The following is a 12,228-nucleotide window of genomic DNA, read 5'->3' as shown; positions in this document are numbered from 1 at the left end:
GTGCGGCAATTCCGAGGGCGATATTTGCTAAGTGGTTGCCGGATCGTCGGTCGGGTCCTCCGGAGCCCGGCAGCAATACTCGAGCCACAGGGCCGCAGCAACCAAAGCCACCCCCGCCAGCAGCCCGACGATCGCGCCCGGACTGTCCGCGGCGGCCGCGCCGAGGGTGCCGCGCTGCGGGAAGACCCAGCACAGGAAACCGAGCCACACCCCCGCGGCGATCGAACCGACCTGCAGCGACGCCTTGGCCAGCGCGACCGCGCGGGCCGCGGTGATCGGATGCAGCTGATGCCTGCCGTTGCCGAGCTGGTTGTCGCTGACCCTGGCCCGGATGACGAACCCGAGCACCGCCTCGAGCACGGCGACCGGATACAGCGACGCCCCCGCGTAGGTGGAGATCGGCGGAAAACTGTTGTACGCCATCCGGGTCGCGATCCACGCGACGATCGCGGCGATCACCACGTTCGCGGCCAGGTCCAGGACTCGCGTGGGTTTCAGCTGCACGACGCCGAACCTTCGGTGGCAGGCAACAGGGTCAGCTCGGTGCGGCGCACGCCGAGGCGTTCGGCGGCGGGCAGTTCGTCGAGCAGATCGGTGATCGCCCGCGCCCGGCCCTCGACCTCGAGCGTCGCGCCCGGCTCGACGTCCAGCCACGGGATCAGGACGAACGCGCGGCGATGCGCCTGCGGATGCGGCAGCGTCAGTTCCGGATCCGCGCTGCTGATCGCGATCAGCTCGCCGTCCACGCGGTCGGCGCACCAGACCACGTCGACGTCGAGTGTGCGTGCGCCCCACCGCACTTCCCGGACCCGGCCGGCGGCCTGCTCCAGGCGCTGACCGTGGCGCAGCCAGTCGAGCGCGGCCCGCTCCGGATCATCGACCAGGACAACCGCATTGAGATAGTCGTCCTGTTCGACGCCGCCCCACGGCGGGGTCGAGTACACCGGCGACACGGCGAGGACCCGTGCGCCGAGGCCGTCCACGACGCTGCGCAGATGCGCCAGCCGGTCCCCGAGGTTGGCACCGATCGACAGCACCGCGCGGGTCACCGCGGCTCCCTGCGGTGTCGCGCGGTGACCACCCGGACGTCGGCGAAGGTGTGCGGGATCGGCGCGGACGGCTTGTGCACGACCACCTCGACCGAGGCGATGCGCGGGTCGGTCATCACGTCGTCGGCGATCTCCGCGGCAACGGTCTCGATGAGGTTGCGCGGCGGGCCCTGGATGATGCGCACGGCGTTCTCGGCGAGTTCGCCGTAGTGCGCGGTGGCGAGGATGTCGTCGGTGGCGGCCGCGGCGGAGAAGTCCAGCCACACGGTGAGATCGACGACGAATTCCTGGCCGTCGCGGCGTTCGTGCTCGAACACCCCGTGATGGCCGTAGGCGCGCAGCCCGCGCAGCTCGATGCGGTCGGCGCCGCGCTGGACCGTCGGATTCGCCTGCGTCGCGGCCTGATCGGCGGTGCCGGGGGTCGGGTTCATCGGTGCGCTCCTTGCGACGGGCTCGGCGTGGCGGTGCGGTGCCGGGCGGCGGCCTGCCAGGCGTCGGTCACGGTGATGGCGTCCAGCGAGGCGCGCACGTCGTGCACCCGCACGCCCCACGCGCCGTGCATGGCGACCAGCGCGGAAACGGTCGCGGTGGCGATCTCGCGGCCGTCCGGCGGCCGCGGGCCTGCGTCGTCGGCGAGCAGCGCGCCGAGGAAGCGTTTGCGGGAGGCGCCGACCAGGATCGGCAGTCCCTGGCCGATCAGCTCGGGCAGCGCGCCGAGCAGGTCCCAGTTGTGTTCGGCGTTCTTCGCGAAGCCGAGGCCGGGATCGAGAATCAGGCGGGACGGATCGACGCCCGCGGCGACGGCCAGGTCCACCTGGGTGGCCAGCTCGGCGAGCACCTCGGCGACCACGTCGTCGTAGTGGTCGGCAGGCCCGGTGTGCCGGTAGTCGGCGCCCGCGCGCCAGTGCATGAGGATCCACGGGACATCGGCGGCGGCAACGACTTTCACCATGTCGGGGTCGGCGCGGCCGCCGGACACGTCGTTCACCACGGCGACGCCCGCCGCGAGCGCGGCCTCGGCCACGCTCGCGCGCATGGTGTCCACGCTGGTCGGCACGCCCGCCGCGACCAGGCCGCGGATCACCGGAACCACCCGCGCCGCTTCGGTTTCCGGGTCGATGCGCACCGCCCCGGGCCTGGTCGACTCGCCGCCGATGTCGACGATGTCGGCGCCCTCGGCGTACAGCTCGATGCCGTGCGCGATGGCGAGTTCGGGGTCGAGGTAGCGACCGCCGTCGGAGAACGAATCACTGGTGACGTTGACGACGCCCATCACCACACAGGAGCGACCGCCACGCGCGAAGCTGCTCCCACCTGCGGTCATCTGATCCTCGTTCACTTCCGAAGAATGAGATCGAGCGCCTCGGCGCGCGAGGAGGGGCTGGACTGCAACAGGCCGCGCACCGCCGAGGTGGTGGTACTCGCGCCCGGCTTGCGGATGCCGCGCATGGCCATGCACAGGTGCTCGGCCTCGATCACCACGATGGCGCCGCGCGGGTCCAGCTTGCGCATCACCGCGTCGGCGATCTGACTGGTCAGCCGCTCCTGCACCTGCGGGCGCTTGGCATACAGGTCGACCACGCGGGCCAGCTTGGACAGCCCGGTGACCCGGCCGTGCTTGCCCGGGATGTAGCCGACGTGCGCGACACCGTGGAACGACACCAGGTGATGTTCACAGGTGGAGTACATAGGGATGTCGCGGACCAGCACCAATTCCTGGTGCCCCTCGTCGAACGTGGTGTTCAAGACCGCGTCCGGTTCGACGTAGAGCCCGGCGAACATCTCGCGATAGGCGCGGGCGACGCGGGCGGGGGTGTCGAGCAGCCCGGGGCGATCCGGGTCCTCCCCCACCGCGAGCAGCAATTCGCGCACCGCGGCTTCGGCCCTGGCCTGGTCGAACGACTTACCGGTCTCCAGCGCGACGAGCTCGTTGCCGGTCGCGCCGTTGCCGGAACCGTTCTCGTCAACACCGTCCGAATCGGCGAGCGCGTGGCCGCCGAGGTGATTGTTGGCCGACAATCGAGGACACCTCCAAAATCTCGGGTCCCGGCAATCACTCGGCACCCCGATGGTCGAGCCTAATCGTCGCTGCGCACGGTGCGAGCAACCGGCCCGGAGCCGGCGCCCGCCCGACCACGCAGGTCACGCGGGCGCCGCCCGACTTCAGTGCCGACCGTTGTTCGGCCTATCCCACTCGCCGTTCTCACCCTCGCCGTTCGGGTTCGGGCGGCCCGGCTCCTCGTATCCGGGGTGCTCGCCGTAGTTGCCGCGCTCGTAGCCGCCCTCCGGCTGCCCACCCTGCGGACCCCACGACGGCGGGTAACCCTGGTTCGGCTGCGGCTCGGTCCAGCCACTCGGCTGACCCGGCTGCTGCTGCTCGTCCCGCGGCGGCCAGCCGGGGGCCGACCAACCGGCGGGAGCGCCGTAGTCCGGTCGCGAGCCGTGCGTGCCGCCGCGCTGCGGGTAACCACCCTGCGCGGGACCCTGCGGCACCGGATAACCGGTCGCGGGCTGCGCCGGGTAGCCGTACTGCGGCGGCGCGTCGTAGGCGACGGTGTCCGGGTAGCCGTTGGCGGGCTGGTTCTCCCTGGCCACACCGGCCGGCAGCGGCGCGGGGATCTGCTCCGGCGGCCACGGCTCGCCGCGCTCCAGCGCCAGCTCGCCCGGGGTCTTCACCGGCGGCTTGTTCGACGGCACGCGATCGCCGAAGTCGTTGAACGCGGTGATCCGCGGTCGTTTCTGCACCGACGCGAGCAGGGTCTCGAGCTCCTTGCGGTGCAGGGTCTCCTTCTCCAGCAGCGCCGTCGCCAGCACGTCGAGCACGTCGCGGTACTCGTTGAGGATGGCCCATGCCTCGGTGTGCGCGGCCTCGATCAGGTTGCGCACCTCCTCGTCGATGGCGCCGGCGACCTCGTGCGAGTAGTCCGAGGCCTGCCCCATCGAGCGGCCGAGGAACGGATCCCCCGCCTCCTGGCCGTAGCGCACCGCGCCGAGGCGCGAGCTCATGCCGTACTCGGTCACCATCGCGCGAGCGATCTTGGTGGCCTGGTCGATATCGGAGGACGCGCCGGTGGTCGGCTCGTGGAACACCAGCTCCTCGGCCGCGCGGCCGCCCATCGCCATCACCAGGCGGGCGATCATCTCCGAGCGGGTCATCAGGCCCTTGTCATCCTCGGGCACCGTCATGGCGTGGCCGCCGGTGCGGCCGCGGGCCAGGATGGTCACCTTGTAGACGGGCTCGATGTCCGGCATCGCCCAGGCGGCCAGGGTGTGGCCGCCCTCGTGATAGGCGGTGATCTTCTTCTCGTGCTCGCTGATGATCCGGCTCTTGCGGCGCGGGCCGCCGACCACGCGGTCCACCGATTCCTCGAGCGAGTCGCCGGTGATGACTGCGCCGTTCTCCCTGGCGGTGAGCAGCGCGGCCTCGTTGATCACGTTGGCCAGGTCGGCGCCGGACATGCCGACGGTCCGCTTGGCCAGGCCGTCGAGATCGGCGTCGGGCGAGATCGGCTTGCCCTGCGAGTGCACCCGCAGGATGGCGCGGCGGCCGGCCAGGTCGGGGTTGCCGACCGGGATCTGCCGGTCGAACCGGCCCGGACGCAGCAGCGCGGGGTCGAGGATGTCGGGGCGGTTGGTCGCCGCGATCAGGATGACGCCGGTGCGATCGCCGAAGCCGTCCATCTCGACCAGCAGCTGGTTCAGCGTCTGCTCGCGTTCGTCATGGCCGCCGCCGAGGCCGGCGCCGCGCTGGCGGCCGACCGCGTCGATCTCGTCGACGAAGATGATGCACGGGCTGTTCTGCTTGGCCTGCTCGAACAGGTCACGCACGCGCGATGCGCCGACACCGACGAACATCTCGACGAAGTCCGAGCCGGAGATGGTGAAGAACGGCACGCCCGCCTCGCCGGCCACGGCGCGCGCGAGCAGCGTCTTACCGGTTCCCGGCGGGCCGTACAGCAGCACGCCCTTCGGGATCTTGGCGCCGAGCGCCTGGTAGCGCACCGGGTTCTGCAGGAAGTCCTTGATCTCGTAGAGCTCTTCGACCGCCTCGTCGGCGCCGGCCACGTCGGCGAACGTGGTCTTCGGCATGTCCTTGGACAGCTGCTTGGCCTTCGATTTGCCGAAGCCCATCATGCCGCCGCGACCACCGCCCTGCATGCGGGCCATGACGAAGACGAACAGGCCGAGCAGGATGATCATCGGCAGCACGAACAGCAGGATCTGCGTGAGCCAGCTGTCCTGCTTGACCACGGTGTTGTAGGGCGCGCCGGAATTCTTCACGGCGTCGAAGACCTGTCCGGAACTCGCGCTGCCGCCGGGGTATTTGGCGATGATCTTGCTCTGGCCACCGGTCGCGTCGTTGCCGTTTTTCAGCTCGATGCGCAGTTGCTGTTCACGATCATCGATCTGAACATTCTTGACGTTGCTCTTGTCGTTCAGCTGGCTCAATGCGACGGACGTATCGACGCTCTTCCAGCCGCGCGTGTCGTTGCCGAAATAGCTGAACGCATAGATCACGAGCAAGATGCCCGAGACTATGGCCAGGGTGCGAAACACAGTCTTGCGGTTCATAGAGCGTCGGCCGGTCCGGCCAGTCCTTTCCGGTGTCTCCGGTTCGTGCTAGCGATGCGTCGGGCGCGTCCGGCTCCGGGAGGGTTCGGATGCGGACATGCCACGTTACCGCGTACGGTCTAGTCGATACATCGCGCAGTTCGGCTGCAGGTGCAGTTAAAGGGGTAAACGGCCAAGGGACCTCGGTGGTTCCCGAAGACCCCGGTCCGGGTTACTCCAAGTGGTCACAATCATGGCATGTTCGGCCTATCGTGAGCGACGACACAACACCGCGGTGCGAGCGAGGGGCACGGAAGCGGTAGCTTGCGTAAGCAGATAAAGGCCCCGCGAGCACCGTAAACCCAACCTCGCAGGGCGAGCGACGTGCCCGGAGGAGGCAGCGAAGCGTAACCACCTAGAGCACCGCGAGTACTGCAAATCGAACAGAGCGCAGGGGGTATGGACATAGTTGAGCTACGGACACCCACAGCGATAGTGCGTCACGGCCGCGGGCGGTTGATCGTCCTGCGTCCTGGCTCCGATGGCGAGCGGGTGCTCGACGTCCCGATCTCGGATCTGCTGAAGGTCCGGTTGAATCGACGCGCCGACGACGCCGTTGTCATCGAGATCTACCTGAGATATCCGACTCCCGTGCTGACCGGTGTGCCCGCCGACCGCACCCCGCTGCCCGTGCTGATCGCCGAGCACGATGTACCGGCCGCGACCGAGATCGTCGACCGGATCAATAGCCAGATCCTGGCCACCCAGCGCATCGACGTGGCCGCCCCCGACCTGAATCCGCCCGCCCCGACCTGGGGCAAATCCGGCCCGACCAGGGCCGATGTGGACCGTGCCGTGCGCCGGATGGCGCCGCACAAGGAAGCCAGGCCGGCCATCGCCGCGCTGCACCGATATGTCACCCCCGACGAATACGTGCTGGAAACCGCGATCGCCGTCGCGCGGCCGCCGGCCGGCACCGGTCCCGGCCTGCTCGCCGCGACCACCGGGCGGCTGCTGTTCATCTCGATCGGCGCCGGCGACCGCTACGCGCACGAACTACCCATCCCGGCCGTGCTGTGGGCCCGCAACACCGACGGCACGCCGGCCATGGCGGGCGAGATCGGCGCGCCCCGCGGCGAAACCGGCATGGACGTGCACGACGGCAACATCACCCTGCACTTCACCGGCAACGACCGCGCCGACACCGAACGGGTCACGCTCGCGGTGAATTTCGCGGTGCGCCGCGACTCCGCCGACGGCGGCGCCGGCCCGGCCGATCCCGGTGTGGCCCAGCTGTATTCGGAGTGGGAGCTGCTGGTCGAGCGGCACTCGCTCGGTATGGTCGACGACGCTCAGTTCCAGCGCTACGGCCGCGGCATCCTGCGCTCCCTGCCGGACGGCGGTTAGCTCGGCGGGGAGCAGGCCGGTCGGCTCAGGCCTGCACCACCGGTGGCACGGTCAGGCTGATCCGCCGCCACGGGCTGGTCGGCCGCATCCACAGCCGCAGCAGTTCCATCCGGCGGTCGACGCCGCCGTTCTTCAGCTCGGCGAGGTCCTCGCAGGCCTGCCAGTAGGTCCAGCCGGTCAGGTAGGCGTCGCCGAACTGCCGCCAGTTGCGGTACTTGGCCTGGGCAATGGGCAGGGCACGGGCCAGATAGTCCCAAGCCAGGTCGGCGTCGAGATATCCGGCGGTGAAGGCCATCCTGGCGACCGCGACCACCCGGGCCAGGTCCCACGCGTGGATGTCGCTGGGCAACGGCCGGGCCAGATGATCGGTGAAGCCGATCTTGATCGCCTGCGACCAGATGTCGTAGTCGCGGACCAGGGCCTCCGGGTTGTCCATCCCACGGAACGACCCGACCTGTCGCAGGAACGCCCGGTGCCGATCGGCGCGCTCGCCGAACCGGTCCCGCTCGCTGGCGTTGATCGAGGCCATCACCAGCGGGTGGACCAGCGCGTACAACGGCGCGTGCATGCCGTCGAGCAACTGCTCCATCGAGGCCTGCGCCTCGGTCGCGTCGGTGATGCCCCAGGCGCCGGTGAGCGTGTCGATGGCGAGCTCGCGGCGATCGCCGAGCGGATGCTCGCGCTCCGGTCCGAGCAGCAGCGCGTCGTGGAAGGCGTCCCAGCGCGCGGAGTAGAAGGCGCCGAGCGCGAGGGCGCGCAGTTCGTCGTCGGCGACCGCCGCGCCGGACCAGTGGTCCTCTTCGCGCTGATCCAGTTCCTCGTACGGGAAGGTTGTCAACGTGGGTACACCGCGGGCAGGCATGACCTCGATTGTTCCCCATAGATCTTGGAAGAGCCTGTGTAATGGGACGAATTCTGCGTGTCCCCGCAGGCGCGGCGGGATTCGGAGTTTTTCTTGCCCTGCCGCATACCCCGCCGGAGAGCTACTGTGCTCGCATGAGTAGTAACATCACCCTCCTTCGCGGCCTGGAGCCTGCCCCGACCGAGCAGGAAATCTATGCTGCCGCACTGCAGTACGTGCGCACGGTCGGTGGTGTGTCCGGCCTGAGCTCCACGACCAAGGCCGCCGTCGACAAGGCCGTCGCGGCCATCGCCGCGGCCACCACCCAGCTACTCGCGGATCTACCCGATCGCCCGGTCACGGCGGCGTCCGACTGATCGCTCACGCACCGATTCAGGGCAGCGCGTCCACCCCGTAGGCGGCGACGCAGGCCAGCGCCACCTCCAGCGGCAGGCTGCGCTGCTCGATCGGATGACCGAGCAATTCCTCGATGCGCTGGATCCGATAGCGCACGGTGTTCTTGTGCACCCCAAGCAGTTTGGCCGTGGCCTCCGGGCTGCGATGGCTGCTCAGGTAGGCGTGCAACGTTTCGCGCAACCGCGCCGCGTTCGGATCCGAGCCGGACAGCGTGCGCAATTCCCGCCCGATCAGACCGCGCATGGCCGCGTCGTCGGCGCCGGCCAGGTAGGCGATCTCCACCTCGCGATAGCCGACGACCCGCGCCGTCGTGGCCGGGCCGCGTTCGGCCACGTGCCGTGCGGCGACCGCCTCGCGATGGCTCTGCCGGAATCCGCCGACCTGTCCGGCGGGCACGCCGAAGGCGACCCGGACCGGTGATTCGACCAGCCCCGCGGTGATCCGGGCCAGTGCGCCGGGTTCGTGCTCGATCCGAGTCACGTCGGCGCTCGGCAGATCGTCCAGTCCGGCCCACGCCCACATGCCGCTCGACCCGGACGCGACGGTGAGCAGCCTGCCGGTGCCGAGTCCGGCGGCCACCCGGGTCGCGACCCGTTCGAGCTGCCCGACCACCTCGCCGTCGCCGCTGCCGGATTCGCTCTCGTCGGTCCACAGCACGAAGGCGAGGTGCCGCTGGCCGAGCCGGTAGCCCAGCCGCGCCGAGGCCTGGTCCAGATCGAGTTCGTCCCCGGCCAGCAGCGCGCGAATCGTCTCGGTGCGCCGGTTCAGCGCGGCCCGCAGTACCCGCTCCCGTTCGTGCATGTAGGTGTCGGTGAGCAATTCGACCGACAGACTGACCCATTTCGTCGCCCGCTCGAACAGCCGCAGCAGCACCGCCCGCTCGATCTCCTGCGGGGCGGGTCGATGGTCGATGGTGTCGGTCATGTAGTCGAGCACGGCCTCCATGCCGACGTGGTAGGTCCGCAGCAGCAGGCGCAGCTCGAAGCCGCGCCGGGCGATGGTCCGCGCGAACGCGTGCGCCTCCTCGGGCAGCGCGTATTCGAAAGTGTCGCTGGTGATTCCGCTGAGCATCACCCTGGCGTGCGCGCGGGTGCTGGCGGCCAGGTCGCGGCGCATGTCCCGGTCGGCGAGTTCGGGGACGCGGGCGATGATCGCGTTGTCGAGCCGGTCCACGATCTGCTCGAGCTGCTCGGTGCGCATCGTCTCGTAGACGTACTCCGCCAGCCAGTCGCGGACCACTTCGCTGTTGGGCCCGATGCGGCCAGGTGTTGCGGCGGTCACTACCCCTCCGATTTGTACTCCGAGCACAAATTGGCGCGAATCCGTTGACAGATAGAGCCAAGAAACTCGCCAGTCATTGTGTCACGATCATAGTTCAGTGGCCTGTTTCACAACAGTCAGCCATGCGGTTCACAGCACAACGTCAGTGGGAGAACAGCGTGACCAATACCGACCCAGCGCCCGCCGCGGCCAAGAAGGCACCCGCACGGAAACCGGCCGCGAAGAAGGCGGCCGCACCGGTCGCCGAGCCGGCCGGCCCGGAGCCGGTGGCCGACGCCCCCACGGTCCTCGAGGTGCGCAACCCCGCCACCGGCACGCTGGTCGGCACGGTGCCCGTGGCGAGCGCGGACGAGGTCGCCGCCAAGGTCCGCGAACTGCGGCTGTTCCAGCCGGAGTGGGAGGCCATCGGCCCGGACGGCCGCAAGGAATGGCTGCTGAAGTTCCAGGACTGGCTGATCGACAACACCGACACCCTGGCCGACGTGGTGCAGTCCGAGACCGGCAAGCCGCGCGTCGACTCGCTCATCGATCCCGCCTTCGCGACCGACCTGGTCGGCTACTACGCCCGCCGCGCCGCCAAGTTCCTCGCCGACGACCACCCGTCCCCGCACAGCCCGCTGGCCCGGGTGAAGAAGCTGACCACCGCGTACAAGCCGTACCCGGTCGTCGGCGTGATCACCCCGTGGAACTTCCCGCTGGCCATGCCCGCGCTGGACGTGATCCCCGCGCTGGCCGCCGGCGCCGCGGTGCTGCTGAAGCCGTCCGAGGTGACCCCGCTGTCCGCGCTCGAAATGGCAAGGGGCTGGGCCGAGATCGGCGCCCCGCCGGTCTTCGCGGTGGTCACCGGGGCGGGCGCGACCGGCGGCGCGGTGGTCGCGCAGGCCGATTACATCCAGTTCACCGGCTCGACGGCGACCGGCCGCAAGATCGCCGTGGCCTGTGCCGAGCGGATGGTCCCGTACAGCCTGGAACTGGGCGGCAAGGACCCGGCCATCGTGCTGGCCGACGCCGACCTGGACCGGGCCGCGCACGGCATCGCGTTCGGCGGCATGTTCAACTCCGGCCAGGTGTGCATCTCGGTGGAGCGGGTCTACGTCGAGGCGCCGGTCTACGACGAGTTCGTGGCCAAGCTGACCGCGAACGTCAAGGCGTTGCGCCAGGGCATCGACGGCCGCGAGTCCAAGCACGACGTCGGCGCGCTGGCCAACGAGAACCAGACCGCCATCGTGCAGCGCCACGTCGACGAGGCCGTCGCGGCCGGGGCGCGGGTGCTCACCGGCGGCAAGCGGGCCGGGTTCGGCACCGCGTTCGAGCCGACCGTGCTGGTCGACGTCGACCACACCATGTCCTGCATCACCGAGGAGACCTTCGGGCCGACGCTGCCGGTGCTGAAGGTGGCCGACGAGGCGGAAGCCGTTCAGCTGGCCAATGATTCGATCTACGGCCTGTCCGCGTCGGTGTGGACCGGTGACAAGGACCGCGGCGAGCGGATCGCCCGGCAGCTGAACGCCGGCGCGGTGAACATCAACGACGTCTTCAGCAACCTGTTCAACTTCGCGCTGCCGATGGGCGGCTGGGGCCAGTCCGGCGTCGGCGCGCGCTGGGGTGGCGCGAACGGCGTCCGCAAGTACTGCAGGCAGCAGGCGATCACCGCGCCGATGCTGCCCACCCAGGACAAGGAGCTGTTCTGGTACCCGTACTCGATGCCGAAGCTGCTCTTCGCGCTCGGCGCCATGCGCGCCGCCGGCGCCCGCGGCCTGCGCCGCATCGACCTGCCCGCCGTTCTGAAACTCAAGGGAGACAACAAGTGACCGACACTTCGAAGATTCGCGGCAAGGTCGTCGTCATCACCGGCGGCGCCCGCGGCATCGGCCTGGCTACCGCCACCGCGCTGCACGCGCTCGGCGCCAAGATCGCCATCGGCGACATCGACGAGGCCACGGTCAAGGAGTCCGGCACCGCCCGCGGCTTCGAGCTCTACGGCAAGCTCGACGTCACCGACGCGGCCTCGTTCGAGAGCTTCCTCGACGAGGTCGAACGCTCGGTCGGCCCGATCGACGTGCTGGTCAACAACGCGGGCATCATGCCGACCGGCAAGCTGGTCGACGAGCCGGATCAGATCACCCGGCGCATTCTCGACATCAATGTCTACGGTGTCATTCTCGGCTCCAAACTCGGCCTGGCCCGGATGCTGCCGCGCCGGCGCGGGCACGTCATCAACATCGCCTCGCTGGCCGGCGAGACGCACATCCCCGGCCTGGCAACCTACAACGCGAGCAAGCACGCGGTGCTCGGCTTCACCGACACGCTGCGCGAGGAGTACCGCGATTCCGGCGTGCGCTTCTCCTCGGTGCTGCCCACGCTGACCAACACCGAACTCGGCGCCGGCGTCACCGCGCCGAAGCTGCTGCGCCCGGCCGAGCCGGAGGAGATCGCGGACGCGATCGTCGGGTTGATCGTCGCGCCGAAGTCGAAGGTCAGGGTGACCGCGGTCGCAGGAATCATCTCGCAGGTGGTCGGGCTGCTGCCGGACGCGGTCGGCGACGGCATCGCCAGGGCGCTCGGCGCGGGCCACGCGTTCCTCGACGACGTCGACGTGGACAAGCGCAAGGCGTACGAGGATCGGGCGCGCAGCGTCTAGATCGGTGTCGCCGCGCGGGCGCTGCGGCCGGGGATTCATCC

The 12,228-nt window shown here is 69.7% G+C and carries 12 protein-coding genes; 4 read left to right on the top strand and 8 right to left on the bottom strand.

Annotated features, from left to right (window positions below; translation table 11 throughout):
- Positions 1-27: 27 nt before the first annotated feature.
- The 6 genes from ACFQ9K_RS36270 to ftsH all read right to left on the bottom strand — a co-directional run bounded on the left by ACFQ9K_RS36270 (position 28) and on the right by ftsH (position 5,621).
- Positions 28-498 carry a DUF3180 domain-containing protein gene (locus tag ACFQ9K_RS36270; RefSeq protein ID WP_378719985.1) on the bottom strand — a complete coding sequence of 157 codons (471 nt, stop codon included), beginning with the start codon at positions 496-498 and terminating at the stop codon, positions 28-30.
- Positions 495-1,049 carry a 2-amino-4-hydroxy-6-hydroxymethyldihydropteridine diphosphokinase gene (gene folK, locus ACFQ9K_RS36265; protein ID WP_378719959.1) on the bottom strand — a complete coding sequence of 185 codons (555 nt, stop codon included), beginning with the start codon at positions 1,047-1,049 and terminating at the stop codon, positions 495-497. Before folK ends, ACFQ9K_RS36270 begins: the two co-directional genes overlap by 4 nt.
- A complete protein-coding gene (folB, locus tag ACFQ9K_RS36260; protein ID WP_378719961.1) occupies positions 1,046-1,480 on the bottom strand; it encodes a dihydroneopterin aldolase in 435 nt (144 codons plus the stop codon). Before folB ends, folK begins: the two co-directional genes overlap by 4 nt.
- Positions 1,477-2,373 carry a dihydropteroate synthase gene (gene folP / locus ACFQ9K_RS36255; protein ID WP_378719963.1) on the bottom strand — a complete coding sequence of 299 codons (897 nt, stop codon included), beginning with the start codon at positions 2,371-2,373 and terminating at the stop codon, positions 1,477-1,479. Before folP ends, folB begins: the two co-directional genes overlap by 4 nt.
- Positions 2,374-2,384: 11 nt before the next feature.
- Entirely contained in the window at positions 2,385-2,966 is a 582-nt protein-coding gene (gene folE, locus ACFQ9K_RS36250) for a GTP cyclohydrolase I FolE (RefSeq protein ID WP_378719987.1), read from the bottom strand.
- Positions 2,967-3,212: 246 nt separating this feature from the next.
- Positions 3,213-5,621 (bottom strand): ATP-dependent zinc metalloprotease FtsH, encoded by a 2,409-nt coding sequence (ftsH, locus tag ACFQ9K_RS36245; RefSeq protein ID WP_378719965.1) that lies wholly within the window; start codon positions 5,619-5,621, stop codon positions 3,213-3,215.
- Between the two features lie 474 nt (positions 5,622-6,095).
- On the opposite strand from ftsH, the gene ACFQ9K_RS36240 reads away from it, so the two are divergent.
- A complete protein-coding gene (locus ACFQ9K_RS36240) occupies positions 6,096-7,007 on the top strand; it encodes a hypothetical protein (protein ID WP_378719968.1) in 912 nt (303 codons plus the stop codon).
- A gap of 25 nt (positions 7,008-7,032) precedes the next feature.
- On the opposite strand, the gene ACFQ9K_RS36235 is transcribed toward ACFQ9K_RS36240, so the two are convergent.
- Positions 7,033-7,869 carry a DUF1266 domain-containing protein gene (locus tag ACFQ9K_RS36235; RefSeq protein ID WP_150401012.1) on the bottom strand — a complete coding sequence of 279 codons (837 nt, stop codon included), beginning with the start codon at positions 7,867-7,869 and terminating at the stop codon, positions 7,033-7,035.
- 134 nt (positions 7,870-8,003) lie between these two features.
- On the opposite strand from ACFQ9K_RS36235, the gene ACFQ9K_RS36230 reads away from it, so the two are divergent.
- The gene (locus ACFQ9K_RS36230; protein WP_378719971.1) at positions 8,004-8,225 is read left to right on the top strand and encodes a DUF2277 family protein; all 222 of its coding nucleotides are present in this window, start codon (positions 8,004-8,006) and stop codon (positions 8,223-8,225) included.
- A 16-nt stretch (positions 8,226-8,241) separates the two neighbouring features.
- Here the strand turns inward: ACFQ9K_RS36230 and ACFQ9K_RS36225 are convergent, their stop codons facing one another.
- A complete protein-coding gene (locus ACFQ9K_RS36225; RefSeq protein WP_378719973.1) occupies positions 8,242-9,546 on the bottom strand; it encodes a PucR family transcriptional regulator in 1,305 nt (434 codons plus the stop codon).
- 158 nt (positions 9,547-9,704) lie between these two features.
- Between ACFQ9K_RS36225 and ACFQ9K_RS36220 the strand changes: the two genes are divergently transcribed.
- Positions 9,705-11,357 (top strand): aldehyde dehydrogenase family protein, encoded by a 1,653-nt coding sequence (locus ACFQ9K_RS36220; RefSeq protein ID WP_378719975.1) that lies wholly within the window; start codon positions 9,705-9,707, stop codon positions 11,355-11,357.
- A complete protein-coding gene (locus ACFQ9K_RS36215) occupies positions 11,354-12,187 on the top strand; it encodes an SDR family oxidoreductase (RefSeq protein WP_378719977.1) in 834 nt (277 codons plus the stop codon). The genes ACFQ9K_RS36220 and ACFQ9K_RS36215 overlap by 4 nt, the downstream gene beginning before the upstream one ends.
- The last annotated feature ends 41 nt before the right edge of the window (positions 12,188-12,228 follow it).

The organism is Nocardia sp. NPDC056564, from assembly GCF_042793755.1.
GTDB lineage: Bacteria > Actinomycetota > Actinomycetes > Mycobacteriales > Mycobacteriaceae > Nocardia.
Note: the sequence above shows the minus strand (reverse complement) of the source record. Positions and strands in the feature narration are given on the sequence as shown.

Coding starts and splice junctions, on each gene's coding strand:
- ACFQ9K_RS36235 (WP_150401012.1), bottom strand. CDS start 7,869: ATGCCTGCCCGCGGTGTACCCACGTTGACAACCTTCCCGTACGAGGAA.
- ftsH (WP_378719965.1), bottom strand. CDS start 5,621: ATGAACCGCAAGACTGTGTTTCGCACCCTGGCCATAGTCTCGGGCATC.
- folP (WP_378719963.1), bottom strand. CDS start 2,373: ATGACCGCAGGTGGGAGCAGCTTCGCGCGTGGCGGTCGCTCCTGTGTG.
- folB (WP_378719961.1), bottom strand. CDS start 1,480: ATGAACCCGACCCCCGGCACCGCCGATCAGGCCGCGACGCAGGCGAAT.
- ACFQ9K_RS36230 (WP_378719971.1), top strand. CDS start 8,004: ATGAGTAGTAACATCACCCTCCTTCGCGGCCTGGAGCCTGCCCCGACC.